The sequence below is a fragment of the Streptomyces violascens genome, assembly GCF_014649955.1.
Classification (GTDB): Bacteria; Actinomycetota; Actinomycetes; order Streptomycetales; family Streptomycetaceae; genus Streptomyces; species Streptomyces violascens.
This window is the reverse complement of record NZ_BMUA01000034.1, coordinates 54,600-71,911: the sequence shown is the minus strand read 5'-3', so window position 1 is coordinate 71,911 and position 17,312 is coordinate 54,600. Positions and strand designations below refer to the sequence as shown.

General features: G+C 64.3%; 10 protein-coding genes. All 10 read right to left on the bottom strand.

From position 1 onward, the window contains the following. On the bottom strand, positions 1-1,006 hold a 1,006-nt coding region (locus tag IE206_RS37325; protein WP_229853344.1), incomplete at its 3' end, for an IS256 family transposase. 285 nt (positions 1,007-1,291) lie between these two features. Further along, a complete protein-coding gene (locus IE206_RS37320; protein ID WP_189970316.1) occupies positions 1,292-2,113 on the bottom strand; it encodes a hypothetical protein in 822 nt (273 codons plus the stop codon). Beyond that, the gene (locus IE206_RS37315; RefSeq protein ID WP_189970314.1) at positions 2,110-3,015 is read right to left on the bottom strand and encodes a sigma-70 family RNA polymerase sigma factor; all 906 of its coding nucleotides are present in this window, start codon (positions 3,013-3,015) and stop codon (positions 2,110-2,112) included. Before IE206_RS37315 ends, IE206_RS37320 begins: the two co-directional genes overlap by 4 nt. Beyond that, complete coding sequence (locus tag IE206_RS37310; RefSeq protein WP_189970312.1) at positions 3,012-3,221, bottom strand: hypothetical protein; 210 nt, start codon at positions 3,219-3,221, stop codon at positions 3,012-3,014. Before IE206_RS37310 ends, IE206_RS37315 begins: the two co-directional genes overlap by 4 nt. A 1,086-nt stretch (positions 3,222-4,307) precedes the next feature. Then, positions 4,308-5,570, bottom strand: coding sequence for a DUF6177 family protein (locus IE206_RS37305; RefSeq protein WP_189970310.1), 1,263 nt, complete (start codon positions 5,568-5,570; stop codon positions 4,308-4,310). Positions 5,571-5,937: 367 nt separating this feature from the next. Continuing rightward, on the bottom strand, positions 5,938-6,798 hold the full coding sequence (locus IE206_RS37300; protein ID WP_189970308.1) for an immunity 49 family protein: 861 nt from the start codon (positions 6,796-6,798) through the stop codon (positions 5,938-5,940). A gap of 2 nt (positions 6,799-6,800) precedes the next feature. Next, on the bottom strand, positions 6,801-9,224 hold the full coding sequence (locus IE206_RS37295; RefSeq protein WP_189970306.1) for a hypothetical protein: 2,424 nt from the start codon (positions 9,222-9,224) through the stop codon (positions 6,801-6,803). Beyond that, complete coding sequence (locus IE206_RS37290) at positions 9,221-9,622, bottom strand: DUF6507 family protein (protein WP_189970304.1); 402 nt, start codon at positions 9,620-9,622, stop codon at positions 9,221-9,223. Before IE206_RS37290 ends, IE206_RS37295 begins: the two co-directional genes overlap by 4 nt. A 494-nt stretch (positions 9,623-10,116) precedes the next feature. Next, entirely contained in the window at positions 10,117-10,416 is a 300-nt protein-coding gene (locus tag IE206_RS37285) for a hypothetical protein (protein ID WP_189970302.1), read from the bottom strand. Positions 10,417-10,496: 80 nt separating this feature from the next. Then, complete coding sequence (locus tag IE206_RS37280) at positions 10,497-16,994, bottom strand: FG-GAP-like repeat-containing protein (protein ID WP_189970300.1); 6,498 nt, start codon at positions 16,992-16,994, stop codon at positions 10,497-10,499. Between the last annotated feature and the right edge of the window lie 318 nt (positions 16,995-17,312).

Genomic DNA, 17,312 nt, shown 5'->3' with positions numbered 1-17,312 from the left:
CAGCGGGGAAGTCGTAGAACGCCAGCAGCTCGGCCTCGTCATCGGTGATCTTCTTCACAGACTTGGGGAACTTCGCGCCGTACTGCCTGGCGAACGCCTTGACCGCGGCGGCCGCGTGCTCGCGGTCCTCGGCGTTGTAGATGGCCTGGATGGCCTTCTTCGCCGCGGGCTGGGCCGACTTCGGGAGACTGTCGAGGCAGTTGGCCGTCTTATGAACCCAGCACCTTTGGTGGCGGGTTTCGGGGAAGACCTCGTTCAGCGCCTTCCAGAAACCGAGGGCCCCGTCGCCGACGGCGAGGACGGGCGCGCGCATGCCGCGCCGCTGGCAGTCCCGCAGCAGGCCCGCCCAGGACTCCGACGACTCACGGTAGCCGTCCGCCATCGCGATCAGCTCCTTGGTGCCGTCCGCGCGCACACCCATGACCACCAGGACCGCGGCCTTGGCTTCCTCCAGGCGTATTCGCAGGTGGATGCCGTCGGCCCAGACGTAGACATAGTCGGTTGCGGACAGGTCACGTTCGCTGAACGCCCTATGGTCGGCCTGCCACTGGACCGTCAGCCGGGTCACCGTGGCCGGGGACAGGCCGGCCGAGGAACCCAGGAATTGCTCCAACGCGGGCACGAAGTCACCCGAGGACAAGCCGTGCAGGTAGAGCAGCGGCAGCACCTCGCTGATCTTCGGGGACTTGCGGCACCACGGCGGCAGGATCGCCGAGGAGAACCGCTTGCGCTCACCCGTCGCCTCGTCAACGCGCTTGTCGTTGACGCGCGGGGCCTTCACCTCGACCGTTCCCGCCGCAGTGGTTACCGAGCGGGCCTGGTGATAGCCGTTGCGGACCACCAGGCGGCGCCCATATTCGTCCCGCTGGTCAGCCAACTCGGCTACATAGGCGTTGACTTCGGCCTCCAGAGCGACGGCCAACATCCGCCTCGCACCCTCGCGGACGATGTCGTCGATCAGGGAGCCAGTCTCGGTCGTTCCATCCGCATTCACTACGCTCAGCACGGGCATGCCTTCCCGACCGACGGTGCAACGTCGGCCTACTCGATGAGCAGAAGTCGATCACTCGGGAAGGTACGCCCTTCGCATCCAACCCGAGGCCGATCCACAGGTCATGAGCATTGCTCCTTCTAAACGAGCCATCGGCTGTGGGCAGGAGTGGACCCAAGTCCGCACCGCCTGGATGACACGCCTCCAACCACTCCTGCGAAAGCAGTGAAACTCACTGGGACTGCTCCGCCCCACCGAGCCCGAGTTCTGCTGCTCCAGCAGTCTGATCGCGCGGAGGAGTCATCGCGTTGCGGTCTCGCCCACATGGGGCCGCCTCGGGGCGGAGGGTGAGGCCGCCGTGCCTTGTTCTGGGGTGTGCTTGGGCGTGCGGGCTGGTAGGCGGTTGGCGGCGGGATGCGTGGCAGATTCGAGCAGGGTGGTGATCTGGCGGGCGAAGTCGGGGCCGGGCATGGGCAGGTCCATTTCGGGCTGACGGAGGTAGCCGACGGCGACTGCAGCCGGGACATACGTCATGAGTTCTGTCACGGTGTCGGAGCGGGGGCGGACGGTGTACTTCGCGAGGTGGCGAAGGACCCGAAGGATCGTGGTGGTCGAGTTGGTGACGCGGTGATTCCCGGCGTGCCAGGCGGAGTCGGTTGACGTACCGGAGCGGTATTCAGGCGGGGCTGCGTCAGCCGTGACGGGGACGTCCTCGGTCTGGCGGTGCCACCAGGCGGCGGTGTCGCGTTCACCGAGAGCGAGGTGGTGGAGGTAGAGGCAGTAGGCGGCGGCGGCTTGTCCGGCGCCGGCGGCGTATTCCCACCAGAAGCGGGCGCCGTCGTTGGTGTCGGTCAGTTGCAGGACACAGGCCAGGACCAGCGCGCTGCGTGGTTCGGGGACCTGGTCGGTGACGAACGTGGCGACGTCGCAGGCGGGCGTGTGCGTGACCAGGGTTTCGCACAGGGCGCGCAGGTCTTCGGCAGCGGCAGCGGGGTCGTTGGCCGTTGGTGACGGGCCCTCAGCAGGGCGGGGTTCGGATGCGGTGGTCGGGACGATGTCGCGGGGTACGGCACGGTCTCGGACCAGTAGGGCTCGGGAGAGCATCTCTTCGATGCGGTTCATTCGGTGTTCCCTTCGATCTCCGGCGGCGGGCAGAGGACGCTCTCCAGGAAGCGAACGGCGTGACGTTCATCGGAGCGCACGATTGCCTGCGAGATGCCCAGCAAGGCAGAGGCCTGCTCCTCGGAGTTGCCGCGCAGACGGCGCAGCACCATGACGTCGAGCTGGTGGGCGGGCAGTCGACTCATCGCGTTGAACAGCTCCATGGACTCCGCGATCTGGTCCACGTGGTCGGCCTCGGGCAACGACTGCAGGACTACCGTGTCGAACGCCGCAGCGCCGAACTCGGGCCGGCCGTCCAGATGCGGGGTTTTGGCCAGGACGGTGGCGCGCAGGACGTTCCACGCGAAGCGGCGCAGGTCCGGACTGGCGAGCGCGTCGTTCCAGCACAGCCAGAGAATGTCGAAGGTGTCGGAGACCGCGCTATCGCGTTGGCTGTCGTCGAGGAAGACCTGCGCGTAACCGGTGTAGTCGTCGCCTACGAGTTCACGATAGGCACGGTGGTCCAGCGGCGGAGGGGTGGGCGCAGTACTCAGGGCGGAGTTCTCGGTGCACCGTTCTACCCAGCCGCGGCTCTTGTGCGCCTCGAACGCGGCCTGGCGCCAAAGCCGGTACAGAGGCCAGCTGGGCAAGTCCAGCTCCCTGGAGAGGCCATGGACCGCCTCCCACCGCGGATAAAGCCCGATTCCCCGCAGAAGCTCTGACAGTTTCGACTTCGCATACATGATCCTGACGCTGAGCTCGCTCAGCGTCAGCCCACTGCCCAGATACCTCTGGCGAACCGGCTCCAGCCAGGCGCGGTGGGCGCTGCCGACGCTTCCCACGATCGGACCGAGCTTGCGGCCGGGCCGCACCGGCACCGGCTGGGCGCGCGGCCCTTCCGGTGGCTCGAAGGGCGTCGTCACGGGGCGCCCTCCTCGTCCGGGACCGGCACGACACGATGTCCCGAGGCCGACGCGTTGTGCGCACGCACCGCGAGGATGACCTGCTGCACCGTCAGCCCCAATGCCGGAGCAGCCGTCGCGATCGCCGCGGCCTGACCGAGCGCAGCCATCACCACGCTCCAGGCGAAGGCCGTCGCAGCGATGATCACGAGTTGCTTGCGTTCCATACAGACGTCCCATCAGTGAGTGTCGGCCTCTGGCCCGCAGCCCATCCGGACAGCCGCGGGGACTCCTCAGCAGACGGGTGCCATGCCGCCGCTGGAGAGGTCAACCAGCATGACCACAAAGGGACTTGTCACACCATGCGATCAAGGAATCACGGAACAATGGCAGTCAGAGGACGCCCACGGGACTAACACGGATGAGCAATCACGGGGCAAAAACGCGCTCCCCGCACGCCCCCGAGTGGAAGTTCCCGGTTTTCCTTGCAATCCCACCGCCCACCCCCGCCAATGGGAAGCAGACGCCATCGGTGTCGGCCTTCCATCCGGAAGGGCCCGCCCCCGTGCCGCAACATCTGGGGGGCGAGCAACACGCTCTCGCCTGACCGCTGCTGGACGTCAGGCGAGAGCGGGGGCGCTCCGCAGCCTCAAACGTGGCCCCCACCGCTGACAGCGCGCCCATCACGGAGCAGGGATGTTGCCCCGGCGACGGGCCCAGTCGGCCGCCAGGCTGGACACACACAGGAAGCGGCGTCGGATCCGCTGCCCGGCGACGCCGGAAATGGGAAGAGAGGCGTTCGCGGGGACTGCGGGTGGTGCTGTCGCAGCTAGGTCCTGTCTCTTTGGCTTCACGTTGGTTGGGCCACGTGCGAGGGTGGTGGCCATGCCGCAGCTCGGTCACCGCTTCCGGTCCTTCAGATTCGCGTTTGGACTCGCTCCGACGAGCTTCGCGGCATGCCTGGAAACAGGCGGCTCAGTCCTGGAGCACGCCCTGGCGAATGAGGCGACGCTCTGTGGCATCCCCCGGCGCCAGGTGACGGTCTATCGGCATCTGTTCGTTGCGAAGAGGTCCGGCAGGTGCTCGGACTGCCGGGTGAGGGCAGTCGACGCCTCATCCAGGCCCTGAGTCAGGGCTTCCCTGGCGAGCGGCCGTCCTCAATCTTTCCAAGGCGCGTCCAGATCAAGATGGCCGCCAGGTGGAGTGGGGCCGTCAGGACCCGCTCACCAGTTGGCAAGCGGAGCCGGTAGTTGATGTTGCTCCCGACGGCCTGGCTGCGGCCCCGGTCACGCACTCGTTGCCATAGAGATGCGTCATGCCGTTGGGGGGCCGGCACTGAGGGACACCGGCGTGGGTGGGTGTTCGGCGTGGGGCGTGGCTGTGAGGTCGCGGCGGGCGGGACGGTGGGTGGCGAGCATGGTGGTCAGGTTGTGCCGTGCGGTGAGGTGTCTGGTCAGTTCGGGGAGGATTTCCAAAGGCAGAGTGTCGTCGGAGCGGTAGCCGAGGGCGAGGGTCGTGTGTTCTTCGATGCCCGCGGGGCTGTGGACGATCCGCGTGGTGGCGATGGCCGGCTGCTCGGGGGTACCGAGGGTGATGAAGAAGGTGGGGGCGCCTCGCTGGGCGCGGGTGCGGGCGAGCTCGGTCAGCTCGCGCTTGGACCACGGGAGGTTGACGGGCTCGGCGGTGCCCCAGCCGGTAGGTGGGGCACCGGTGAGGTGCTGCCAGGTGGCTTCAAGTGCGCCGCCGAGGACGAGGTCGGCTGTAGCGGGGTGCACGGTACGCAGGGAGAGGGCGAGCTGGCGCTCGCCCTCCGGGGTGGGGGCGCCGACGGTAGTCGTGAACGGTTCGGCGACGGACGGCATGTCGTCGGGGCCGCGTTGCTCGGTGAATGCGCCGTCGTTCCAGTGGAGTCGGGCGCCTCTCAGTCCGTCGTAGTAGCCGGTCTCGGGATGCTGGACGACCCAGCGGTGCGGGCCGAACGCCAGGGCTGCGCGGGTGGGAAGGGTGAGGCGGCTCGTGGGCGGGGTGACTAGCTGCAGGGCCCGGCCCTGCGCGGCGGCTTCGGCGAGAGCGTTCGAGAGCCAGGTGGTCAGCGCGATGACCGGGCGGTCCTGGACGACGACAGACGCCCTGTCGGTCTGGATGTCGACCGCTGGCGGCTGACTGGCGAGGACCGGCGGGAGGGTGAGGGGGGAAGGGAGCGGGACGACGTCGGTGTGGGCGGTGTCAGGGGGCCAGACGGCGCCGCCGAGGACGCTGGTGAGGCGCCCGGCGAAGGAGGCGGCGAGGCGTTGGGCTTCGGGAAGCGCGCCGGTGGCGCGGGCCTCTGTCCACCAGAACGGGCCTTCAGGAAGGGGGACTTGGGGGCCGAGAAGGCGACGGGCTTCGTAGGGGTGATGGACCAGGTGCGGGGCCTCGATGGAGAGCAAGGGGACGCCGTCGGGAGTGCAGAGCTGGAGAACGGCGCCGTCGGCGAGGGTATTGACGGTCAGGTCGGGGCCGCTCGCGTACAGGCCTGCAAGGAGCGTGGCCGGGTCGGGCATGGCGGGGGTGACGGTGATGACGTCCTTGGTCACGGCTGCTCTGTTCCGTCGAGGATGTTGGGTGAGTGCACGGTGGTCTGGATGGGTTGGTGGCGGCAGCTGGGGGAGGCGTAGAGCAGGAACAGGGTTAGCGGCTGCTGTTCTGCGGCGGTGAGGATGAGAAGCGGCGGCCGGTGACAAACAGCCCGTCGGTGGTCGAGCCGGGGTCGGCTGTTCCGGCAGGTGCCGGCTTCGGAAAGGCTTTAGCCCAGCAACCGGTGCGGATGGATGATCACCGCAACCCACCGAGCGGTACCGCGCCACGAAGCCGACGGCTCCGAACTGCCGCTGGCTCCAGCAACGGGCTGTCAGAGTCCTGTGCTGCCGCTGACCGCCGGTCGTCCGTCGTGCCGAGGAGGCGTCACGTCGGGAACTCGCCCAGCCAGCCGCGTTCGATGAGGTGCGTGGGCAGGTACTCGGACTCGACCTCGATGGGCAGGTCGGCATCGTAGGCAAGGCAAGCGATGGCCAGCGGCGCGAGGGCCACGAGACTGGAGCTGCTCTTCCGGCGCTCATCGTCCGCAGTCCAGTACGCCTTGTGCCACTGCACGGCATCGAGGAGTGCCTCGTTGAACTTCTCGGCGTCTTGGATGACGTACTGCGTAAACAGGTTGATGGGCGGATACTGGATCTTCAGGACGAGATCCCGGTCGGCGACCTGCAAGACATCAGGGTCGGTACCCGCGACCGCGGCGACCAGGAGTTCCCCCAATTCGCCGCCTTCTCGCCACCACCTCTGGAGCGCCTCGACCCATGCGTAGATGTACTCGTCATATACCGCCCCTGATGCACGCAGGAGAGAGACGGGCGTGTTTGCCAACTGGGTCAGTCGGCCCTGCTCCCGGCAGATGACGGCCAACCAGAACGCTGTGAGCCAGTTTCCAGCATCGGTGTACGGCTGGGGGCCGGTTGCGGGGATAACTCTGATTTCTTCGGCGATTCGGCATTCAACCGTACTTTCAGGTGCGGTCGCCGAGGCGAACAACGCTGATCCCACCTGCATCGCCGTTACCCAGGACTCCCACGTCGGCAACAGTGCGGCACGAGGATCGGCTCCGCAGTGTGTCTGCGCAGCGAGGACGGAGGTATTGAGAGTCAGATTAAAATTATCCGGCTCTTCCTCCAGCGTCTCGATCCTGCGTTTGGCACTCTTGTCGAGGAGTTGAGCGCGGTGCTCCGCATCGGCAGCGGGGAACTCGTGGCGTGACACACTGACCGTCATTACTATTTCTTTCTGGCGATGTTGAAGTACTTCATCTCGTACCCAGTGTACTTATCCCCATCGGATATCGCCTTGACCGAGACGTAGTCGAGCCTTCCGTCCACGCGCGCTTGATCGAGCGCCTCCGCTAGAGTGATCTCGCCGCGATCCTCCATCTTGCCGAGGATCGCATCCCAGTACTCGCGTCTTCCCTGAGAGTACTTCCGGTTCCCGATGGTCTTGTAATTGAGCGAGGTTTTTATGTCGGCTTTCGCTTCTACGACCACAAATCGCTTGTCGTCGGTCATCCATATTTGGTCGAACCGGTGCGCGCCCCGGGCGCCATCGTCCAGTCGAGTGGCTCCTGGATAGTGGTCTTGTATGGCGTGGAACTCTGCCGCGTACTCGCCCAGGTCTTCGCCAGCATTCCCCATTGCGGTATGGGTTGACTTGTATTCGTATCGCGTCTCTAGTTTGGCGAGTTCGTGCGCAGTCGGGTCAGCGGCAGTTGCCTCCTTGACATGCTTTGCGGCCTCGTCGTACTTGATGGCGTAATGCCTGCGGCTCGCATGGTCGTGAAATGTCTGGAGATGATCCGGATGGACAGTCGAGACGTTTCCGACTTCCTTGCGCGGAAGATAGTACGGATTGAGCTTTTCGACGTCTGCGGTCCACGGCCTGGCAGGGTCTCCCGTTGGCTTCAAGTGTGACTGGAGCGTGTCCCCGAACTCATCCGTGAGCGCGAGCGAGCGACGTCGGCCGGTGGAGTAGAAGTACCGCTTGCGCCACTCGGGATCAGCGTTGGCACGGTCTACCTGGCGCCGCAGGATTTCGTCTGCGACCTGAGCATCATGCTCACGAGACCCTCCTCGGCTGCCTCCGCCGTGCTGCTGCCCAGCACCACCGTGGCCGCCCGAGCCGCTGCCGGTATGACCGCCGCCTCTTGGCCTGATCGGCCCCACATCAGAACCTGGAGAACCGGCGGCGTGCCCAGCACGGCTGCCATCCGGGGAGTGCCTGGCGGGCGATGCGCCATGGCCGTCAGCACCGCCTGAAGCAACGTGACTGGCATGTGGCTGCTGGTGCTCGCCTGCGTGAGCATGCGCCTCCGGCGCGCGTCCGCCGACGCCGACGAGTTCGTGTTCGCGCGGCGGTGTGGTCTTGGAGAAGGCATGCTGGTCAGGCGCGGATTCGTGCGGAGCGGGCTCCATGTTGGCCACGCCGTCCTTGCTAACGCTGAATTCGCCGTCGCCGAGGTGGAGTTTCGAGCCATTCCACTCAAGGACAGTGTGCACGCCGTGGGCCTCGGAGGTCACCTTGGAGACTGCGGCGATGTTCTTGGCGAGCTCGGAGACCTTGGGCAGCGTGCGGACGACACCTGCCCCGACGACCTTCGCGGTCGCGCCGACAGGGTCGAGGACCTCGCCCACCTTGGACAGCACGCCTGCCGTGCGGGCGGCAGCGGAAGCCGCCTCGCCGGCCTTGCCCGCAGCGCCCACCTTCGAGGCTGCGCCCAGTGGCCCGGAGGCGAAAGTGAGGAGGTTGAAGACGACGGTGCCGGTTGCTTTGCCCGGGTTGGTCTTCCAGTCGTCCCAGCCGACCAGGGATTTGCCGAACGCCTTGGCGTAGGGTCGGCCTTCGGTGCCGACCCAGGTGAAGGGGCGGTCGCCGTCCGGGTCGCGCAGATAGTCCTCAGCGCCGGCGATGGTCATGAGCAGGCCCTTGCGGGTTTCCTGTCCCTTTTCACCGGGGCGGAACATATCGACCAGGCCAGTGACGGCGCCCTTGATGTTGTCGCCGATGCTTTCGCCGAACTGCTGGATATGCCAGTCGAGCTCGAAGGGCAGGACGGAGAAGTGCTCCGGGGTGCCCCAGGGGAGCTTGGCGTCCGCGTTGAGTTGTTCGTTGCTGAAGCCGTAGGGGTTGCTCTGCTTGGGGCTGCCGTTGGCCAGATGCCATTGGGTTCCGTGCACCACGGAGGTGATGGTGTCGGCGGTTGCCACCTCGGCGTCCTGGAAGGCCCGCACGGTGGCTGCCACCTCGTGCATCAGCGCGTCGTGGGCGGCCGTCTTTTCCCGGTTGTGATGCCACTGGGGGTCGAAGTCGCCCTGGCCCTGGACGGATGCGACGAACGCGGCGGCCTCGGAGCGCAGCCGTTCCAGCTTGTCCACCAGCGGCCGGATCTCGGAGGCATAGGTCTCCAGGGCGCCGGCCACCGTCTCCAGCTTCGAGGCGAAGCTGGCGGAAGTGTCGTGCACGCCCTGGGTGGTCTGGAAAAGGTATTCGGCTTCGGGTGCCCGGTAGACGGTGTGCAGGTGCCGGAAGCGGGTGTTGACGTCGCCACCGTGCTCGCGGATGGTCTGCGCGGCCTTCCGCAACCGGCCGGCCTCGATTTCCACCGCCCCGACGTCGCCGGTGTAGGAGGGCACCTTGGCCGGGGTGATCATTTCCCGGCTCCCTTCTTCCGTCCCGCCTCCAGGACCGCGGCGACATCCGGCGCCTGCTCGGCCTGGCGCTGGGCGTCCGATGCCTGCTCCAGGGCCCCGCGCTGGTAGCAGTTCGTCGCCTCGACCGCGCCGTTGATCGAATTGCTGGTCCGCAGCGGCATGAATGCGACATCGGTCTCGGTGCCCTGTAGGAACTCACTCAGCGCGACGGCCACCAGGCCCGCCTGGCCGCCGCTGTGTCCGGCCGCGCCGCTGAAGTCCAAGGTGCCCACGGACAAGGCCGCGCCTTCGATGCCCTTGCCGTACAGCGCGATGCCGTCATGCAGGCCGCGCTCCGACTCCTGCACCCGCGACAGCACCGAACCCACCCCGGCCGGATCGATGTCCCACCCCGTCACGCCAACCCCCGTACCTTCCTTGACACGCCAATGTGCTGCTGCTCGCTTCGCCTCTGCCATCGCCCCCGAGGAGAGGAGGAGCTAGCCGATGGTATCGACCGCCCTGGGGGCCTTGGAGAGGGCCGTGTGGCCGTCGCGATACCTGACGCCAGGGGCTGCACCGCCTGGATCAGCCGACTACCTGCTCAAGTCATCGCTGGAGCCCTGCGCAGACTGGCCGAGTGTCGACAAGCTCAGGTCGCCGTGTCGCATTTCAGGTGGCCCACGCCCACTGATGTCGGTGAATCGTTGCGTACAGCGTGTGTTGACAGCCACTCACTGCGTCTTCAGGTGACACTCAAGCCTCAGAGCACGCTGAGTATCCTCCCCTGTAGGCGTTGCATGCGCAACGGAGTTGAGGGCCTCGTGGCGTGATTCGGTCTATGCCTGTCCGGTCTGCCGGACAGGGCGACTTGCTCGCCAAGTGAATCGTCGAGCCGTCATGAAGGTCGCGATTAATAGCGGAAGCTTGCCGTCTCACCGCGGATTTGGATGATCACGGGTGTGATTGGATCGCCGCCACTAACGGGAAAGAGCTTCAAGTCCATCTGCTTTACCGCTTCGATGGGGCCGACCATGGCGATGGCATTTCCGCTATCGACGGCTGCTGCTTGTTCCTCGAAAATTTCCTTGGCTGCTTCCCATCCGTCTGCGGGGCTGAAGCGGCAGCGGAACCACGGCTGATCAATCTCGATCAATTCCAGTCGTCCGATGGTGATGTTTTCGGTTTCCAGGATCCAAGCCTCGGACAACACGCTCTGTTACCTCTCTCAGATGGGACTGCTGGGCGTCGAGAGCACGCTCCCGACGCCCAGCGGAGTTGGGCCAAGTCAGTTCAGCCGTTGAGGCTACGCCAGTTCGCGATGTCTTCCAGGATCTGGTCGAAGGGAGTGCCTGCAGGCCAGTGGTGAACGATCGCTCGGGCGTCGATCCTCAGCTTCACAAGAATCTCCTTGTCTCGGAAGGAGCTGTCCTGAGCGAACTGGTAGAACTCGTGAGGGATGGGGAGATGGGCGGCGGCATCCAACATGTGGGAGTCGACCTGGCCGAGGTCGATGGACACCATCCCGTTGTCCTTTCCTCCGTACTTGCCGTAAGCGATCTTCGGGTCGCGGGTGAGGGAAATCCAGGGCGAGTCGTTGTCCTGGACCACGTGCTGGAATGCAGGCAGATCCTCGTTCGTCCCTGGGGCGGAGAGGCCACTGGGCGGGTCTTCGTGCGGGCGCAGGCCTCGGAATGCGAGCCCCTGGAGCTGTGTCTGCGCGGACACGACGGCGCGGGGACTGACCAGCCCTCTCAGCCAGGAGAAGGCAGGGCCAACGAGGCTGCTGCCGCTTCCGCCGGCTGCTCCGAATAGCAGGTCGAGCGGGGTGGTGGGCTGGCAGGTGGCCTGGTTGATGCCCCATGTGATGCCCGCGCCCACTGCGCCGTTGACTGCCGCAGAGGTAGCGATGGCTCGTGCCCCGGCGAGCTCGAAGCCTCGAGCGACCGCGTTACCGGTGCCGGGGAGGAAGGCGCCGGAGATGCCCCCGATGATGGCGCCCTTGGCGGCCGCGTGCCCCAGACCGTTCCAGGAGAAGTCCCCGTTGCGGTGCTGCCAGCTGTACACGCCGCCATCGATGACGGCACCGAGCACGGCGCCGACGCCGATGGAGACGCAGAGGGGGCACCGGCCGGAGGGGTCAGTGAGGCTGGTGGGCTGGTTGTCCGCATAGCCGTAGTCGGCCGCGTACGGGTCCAGAGGGCTTTGGGTTTCGGGGTCACGGCTGGTGAATCTGCCCTGGTCGGGCGCGTAGTTGCGGGCTCGAAGGTTGTAGCCGAGCGTCTCGGTCGTGGGTTCTTTGTACTGCCCGGTGTAGGTGAACGGGTTGGCGGGCGGGCTGGCGGTCAGCTTGTCTGTGGTGAGGCCGCCGAAGGCGTCGTAGGCGTAGCGGTACTGGTTTGTGCCGGCGGCATCTGTGAGGTCGGTGACAGAGCCCAGTCCGTCGTGGTGGTAATAGAAGGCACTTGGGCCCTGCTGGCTCGTCTGGATCTGACCGAGCGGGTTGTAGGTGTAGCTGGCGACTTGGGAACCGTCGGTCTCGGCCGAGACCTGCGGCAGAGGGTTGTTGATGTCCCAGTACGTTGCTCGCCGCTGGATGCCGTTGACGGCTGCTGCTGTGCGGTTGCCGTCGGCGTCGTAGGTGAAGTCGAGGGTATCGGTGCCGGTCTTCACCCGGGCAACGCGGTTGGCGGCGTCGTAGGTGAGAGTGTCGGTCCCATTGCTGGTCTGGTTACCGTCGGCGTCGTAGCTGAAGCTCTGACTGGCGTTGCCGGGCGTGGTGGTACCGGTGAGTTGGTCGGCTGCGTCGTAGGCGTAGGTGGTGCTGGTGCCCCCCGCTGTTTTGGTGAGCCGGTTGCCGACCTTGTCGTAGGCATAAGCGGTGTCCGGATCAGTCTTGGGACAAGTGTCGGCTTTGGCGGCCGCCGTGCATTCTGTCTGCAGCCGCCCTGTGCTGTCGTAGCTGTAGTAGCGCGAGATGTCGCTCTGGCCAGCACGGCTGGCGTCGATGCGGGTGGGCTGGCCGACAGGGTTGAGGGTGGCCTGCCAGTTGTTCAAGACAGTGCCGCTCAGGGCGGTGCCCTTGAGCGGGCGGCCCGCCAGGGGACTGGTCGTACGGGCGCTGCCGATCTGGGTCAGGCGGCCGGCCTGGTCGTAGCTGCGGCTTTCAATGTTCCCGTTGCCTGCGGGAAGAGTCGTTCCTGTGAGGTTTCCTGCGGGGTCGTAGGCGTAGGTGAGGGTGGCCCCGTTGGTTGTTTGGCTGCTGGGACGTCCGTCGTTGTCGTAGGTGTAGGTCGTTTTGGTGCTGGTGAGGGTCGCTGCTGGGGTGCGGTTGGTGAGTTTGCCCGCGCCGTTACCGTGCCAGGTCTGAAGGTGCCCTGCGGAGTCCGTGGCTATGGCGTCGAGGGCGCTGTCGCTGTCGAATTGCCCAGCGATCGGTTGGCCGTAGGGGGTCCAGTCGTCGTCCTGGGCGATGTAGTCGCCGAATGCTCCCGTACCGGTTCCCGGGTAGAAGCGGAGCTTGTGGCTCGCGGTGTCGTTGGCCAAGAGGTCGGCCTTGCCGTCACCGTTGAAATCGCCGGGAGTGAAGTACATGGACCCCCAGCCGCCCCCGAGGTCCAGGCGGTCGCCGAAGGCGCCGTTGCCTTTGCCTGGATAGAAATAGAGGTGGCCGTCTGCCGAGTTGACCGTCAGCAGGTCGGTCTTGCCGTCCTTGTTGAAGTCCAGCGCAGTGAGCCGGTAGGTGTTCCAGCCGCCACCGAGGTTGATGCGGTCGCCGAACGTTCCGTCGCCCTTGCCCGGGTAGAAGTACATGGCATTGGCGGAGGAGTCGAGTACCAGGAAGTCGGGCTTCCCGTCACCGTTGAAGTCACCGGCCGTCAGCGACAAGGCACCCCAGCCGCCGCCCAGGTCTGCCGGGGCGGCGAAGCCACCATTGCCATCGCCGGTGTACCGCAGCAGATGACCATTGGACTTGTCCACGGCCACCAGGTCGAGTTGCCCGTCGCCGGTGTAGTCGCCCGTGAACACCTGACTGAACCCGCTGCCGGAACCACTCTGCTGCGCGGCCGGAGTAAAAACAGCGGCCTTGGAACCGAGGAAACTCTGGATCCCGTTCTTGCTGTCGATACGGACGACATCCGTGATGCCGTCACCATTGAGGTCGCCCGCAACCGTCCGAGCGGCCGCCGACCAGTCCAGTGCCTGGCGCTGAGCCGGTGCGCTGCGCTCGGTCATACGCCCTGCCGCGTCATAGGAGTAGGCAAAGGCACCTCCCCCGGCGCCTGGGGTCACCGCGGTCAGACGCCCTGCGGGGTCGTAGGTGAACGATCTGCTTCCTGCGCCGTCGCTGATCTGTGCGGGGCGACCGAGTGCGTCGTAGTTCAGGGAGACGGTGGGGGTGCCGTCAGAAGCTGTGCTCTTGGTGACCTGGCCCCGGAAGTCGAAGGAGTTGGTGACGGTCTGCCCGCGGGCATTGACCACCGTGCCTGGATTTCCTTCAGCGTCGTAGCTGTAGGAACGGACCCGCGTAAGGGGATCGGTGGCCTTGACCAGCCGGCCGACCGGATCATAGGAGAAGGCGGTGGTGTGCTGGTTCGCATCGGTGCGTGAGGTCTGATTGCCGAGGGCGTCGTATGCGTAACTGGTGACGCCGCCATCCGGGGCGGTGACCTTGGACAGATTCCCGACCGCGTCGTACTCGTATGTGGTTTTGCGGCCCAGAGGGTCTGTGCGCTCCACAGGGTTGTTCAGGGCGTCGCTGGAGTAGGTCGTCTTGTTGCCCAGCGGATCGGTTTCGCTTGTCCGGTTCCCGGCCGCGTCATAAGCGGTTTTCCAGGTGAACTGGGCAGGATCTGCGCCAGCCACGTTCCCGCGCGGGTCCACACGGGTGGTCAGCCGCCCGTTGGCGTCGTATCCGTACGTCGTCTTGAAGCCGAGTGGGGTCGTCTCTGACGTGCGGTTGCTGTCGGCGTCGTAGCCGTAGGTGACGGTGTTCCCGTTCGGGTCTTTGACCGTGGTGAGCCGGTTGTCGGCGTCATAGGTATTGGTGGTGACCTTGCCCATGGCATCGGTGGTCTCGAGGACATTGCCGACACCGTCGTACTTGGTGCTGGTCACCTGGCCCAGGGGATCGGTCACCGAGACAGGCCGATTCTCTGCGTCATAGGCCGTCGCGGTGGTCTGGCCGGCCGGATCGGTCACCGTGATCCGGTTCCCGACCTTGTCGTAGCCGTACGACCAAGTGAAGTCTGCCGCCTTGGCACCTGCAGTGTTGCCGCGCGGCGTCGTCATCGTCAGGACACGACCCGCCTTGTCGTAGGTGTAGCTGGTCTTGCCCCCTGCCGCGTCGGTCCGGGCCGTTACACGACCCATCACGTCATAGGTTGTCGTGGATACGTTTCCTGCCGGGTCCTTTGTCTCCGTTAGCCGGTTCGCCGCATCGTAGATGAAGCTCGTGGCCCTGCTTGCGCTGTCTGTCTCAGAGAGCAGGTTGCCGACACCGTCATATGTGTAGAGAGTCTTCCCTCCCTTCGGGTCTGTTAAAGAGATGATGCGGCCCGCGCCGTCGTATGAGTAGCTGGTGGCGTAGTCGCCAGGATTGGCCCCGCTTGTATTTCCTCTCGGATCGATAGAACTTGTAACACGCCCAGCAGAATCGAAGGATTTCGTTAACCGATCACCTGATGGGTACGCTATGGATGTCTGATTCCCATCAGAGTCGTAGGCGTATGTGGTTACCCGACCTCCGGGACTTGCAACAGAGGAGTTCTGACCGGACGGAGTGTAGGCATACACCGTCGTGCCGCCTGCGGCGTCGTTGGCATTGATGAGGCGGTTATTGGAGTCATATCCGTAGCTAACTCGATGGCCGTTCTCGTCATAGTGAGAATAGAGGTTTCCTTTGTAGTAGCTCCAGCTTTGTTTAGTGAGGGGGCTCGAAATTGTCACAACTCTGCCGGCGGCATCGAATTCGGACGTTCTCTTGCGGCCCAAGCTATCGGTTACAGAGATGGGATCCAGCTGGTAGTCGTACTCGTAGCTTGCCCGGTTCCCGAGCGGGTCATATCGGGAAAGCAAAACATTGGCACTGTACACATCGGACCAGACACCGCCGTCCGGTGCCGTGATATCAGTTTCGCCACCCTTATATGCAAATGAATACTTGCCTCCACCCGCAGTCTTCTGCTCTGTTATCCGCCCGCTTTCGTCAAATGTGTTTTGTGCGACCGAATTGCCTCGCGCATCGACAATCGAGCTTATTCGGCCCGATGCATCCGTCAGGTAATGGATGCTATTCCCACCCGGCCCAGTTACAGAGGAAAGCCAAGCGCCGGAATACGAGTAGGAGACCGTGCGGCTGTCAGAGAAGACCGCTTTGGAGATTCTTCCGGAATCGTACTGGAAAGCCGCCGTGCGCCCAGAGGGGTTGGCGATTTTTGCGAGCTTCCCGTCGGCGCCGTAGCTGAAAATAGTGGCCTTATTTTGCTGGCTCTTCTTTTTCGCAAGCCGACCAGTCGTATCGAACTCCAGAGAATCGCCAGTGCGGCTCACGAGGGAATATCCTCCTCCGCTCATCGCGCTGAGGGAGGATCCGACAGCAGGTGGAGGAGAAAAGCTTCCGTCTGGCTGTTTGTCGAACGGGTACTCTGATCCATCTTCGGCATGGAAGAGCGCGTCACCGTTACCCGAGAAGCTCAGCGAGGCGTCCCAGGGGGTTGACCATCCAAGCCCGAAGGACCCTTCTTTCAGATTATTGGAGGAGTAACTGCGTTCAAGCAGGATCGGGTCATCCCCACCAGAGGAGGCATCGGTCGAATTCTGCCCAAAGGCGCCAGTTGCGGTATTGACGCCGTTGGCGGCAGTCACTTGGCACTGAGCCGCACTTGCCGAATTACCGCCGCAGGAAGTTCCGTAGGTCTGATTCGACGGGACAGAGGAAAGGGCAATACCTCCTGTAGTTGTTCCGTCCCAAGTCGAACTATGTTCATCACTGGTAGGCCAGCTCCCATTCTCATATTGCCCATAGATCGAGACGTGAAATTTGTCAGGAACTGTCGGACGCGATCCAGGATGCTCGGAATTCCACTGCTTTTGGGCGTCGAGGCACACCTTCGAGTCGAACACGAAAGAGTACGAAAATGGGACGCCGTGGCGGAATGGTGGATACGGTCCCGCATTGTGCTTCCTAGGCCATGCTGCATAGATGTCCGATATGGCGCTCGCTGTAATTATGTCGGAATGACGGGAGATGAAGTCCTGATTTCCGACCATGCAGTCGTACGTTACTTTGAATTGAATGTTTCGCTGGCCCACATCCGACTTATCTATGTACGACGTAAGCATATTTTCATAATATAATTCGGTTTGAATGGTGAATTTATCGCCGTCGTGCGGTATTGCGCCGAGGAAATCGCTCGGCGAGCCATCTAGCGTGGACTGGCTAACTAGTGATCCATCTGGACCAATCAATTGGGCATAGTCAATATCGAACATGTAAGGGACGGCAGGAGTTCCTCCAGCTTTTGCCTCCTTCGTCGCCCTGTGTGGGGGATTCAATCGGTCTTGGAGCTTGCCACGCGTTTCGTCTTCCCTGATTTGGTTGCGGCGCTGTGTGAGGGTCATCGGCTCCTGATTATGCGCTGCGGCGGGGGGCTTCAAGCTGTGGCTCTCGACCTGCGCGATTGCTCCTTGTGCCTTCGGTGTAGCGGTCGAAACCCCAGCAAAGAGCAGAGATGAAACGAGCATCAAGCACATGACGATGTGGATTCGTCGGAGTTGTTGGACGGTCACGCAGGCCTCCCCGGTAAATCGCCTCCGTGTCAGGCCACGGAGATGATCAATGTGTGATCGAAGATGCGACGATAGTCACCGGTGCTCGCTCGGCGCCTGGGAATCGTGCACATGTGGCGGAAAAGTTTCCAAGTGTGGCCTCCGGTTAGCGTCGCGGCACGGCAAAATGCCCACATATCCCGGCAGGTATAGGTGAGGCTTCAACAACGACATCACCGGTGGGATTCATTCCGCTTTTAGCAGTTAGCCACCGAGTGTCGAGTTGCTCAGTGGTGGACAGCATTCTCACCTGCCAGAGACCATGACTCCTCCGACGGC

Coding starts and splice junctions, on each gene's coding strand:
- IE206_RS37320 (WP_189970316.1), bottom strand. CDS start 2,113: ATGAACCGCATCGAAGAGATGCTCTCCCGAGCCCTACTGGTCCGAGAC.
- IE206_RS37310 (WP_189970312.1), bottom strand. CDS start 3,221: ATGGAACGCAAGCAACTCGTGATCATCGCTGCGACGGCCTTCGCCTGG.
- IE206_RS37300 (WP_189970308.1), bottom strand. CDS start 6,798: ATGACGGTCAGTGTGTCACGCCACGAGTTCCCCGCTGCCGATGCGGAG.
- IE206_RS37295 (WP_189970306.1), bottom strand. CDS start 9,224: ATGATCACCCCGGCCAAGGTGCCCTCCTACACCGGCGACGTCGGGGCG.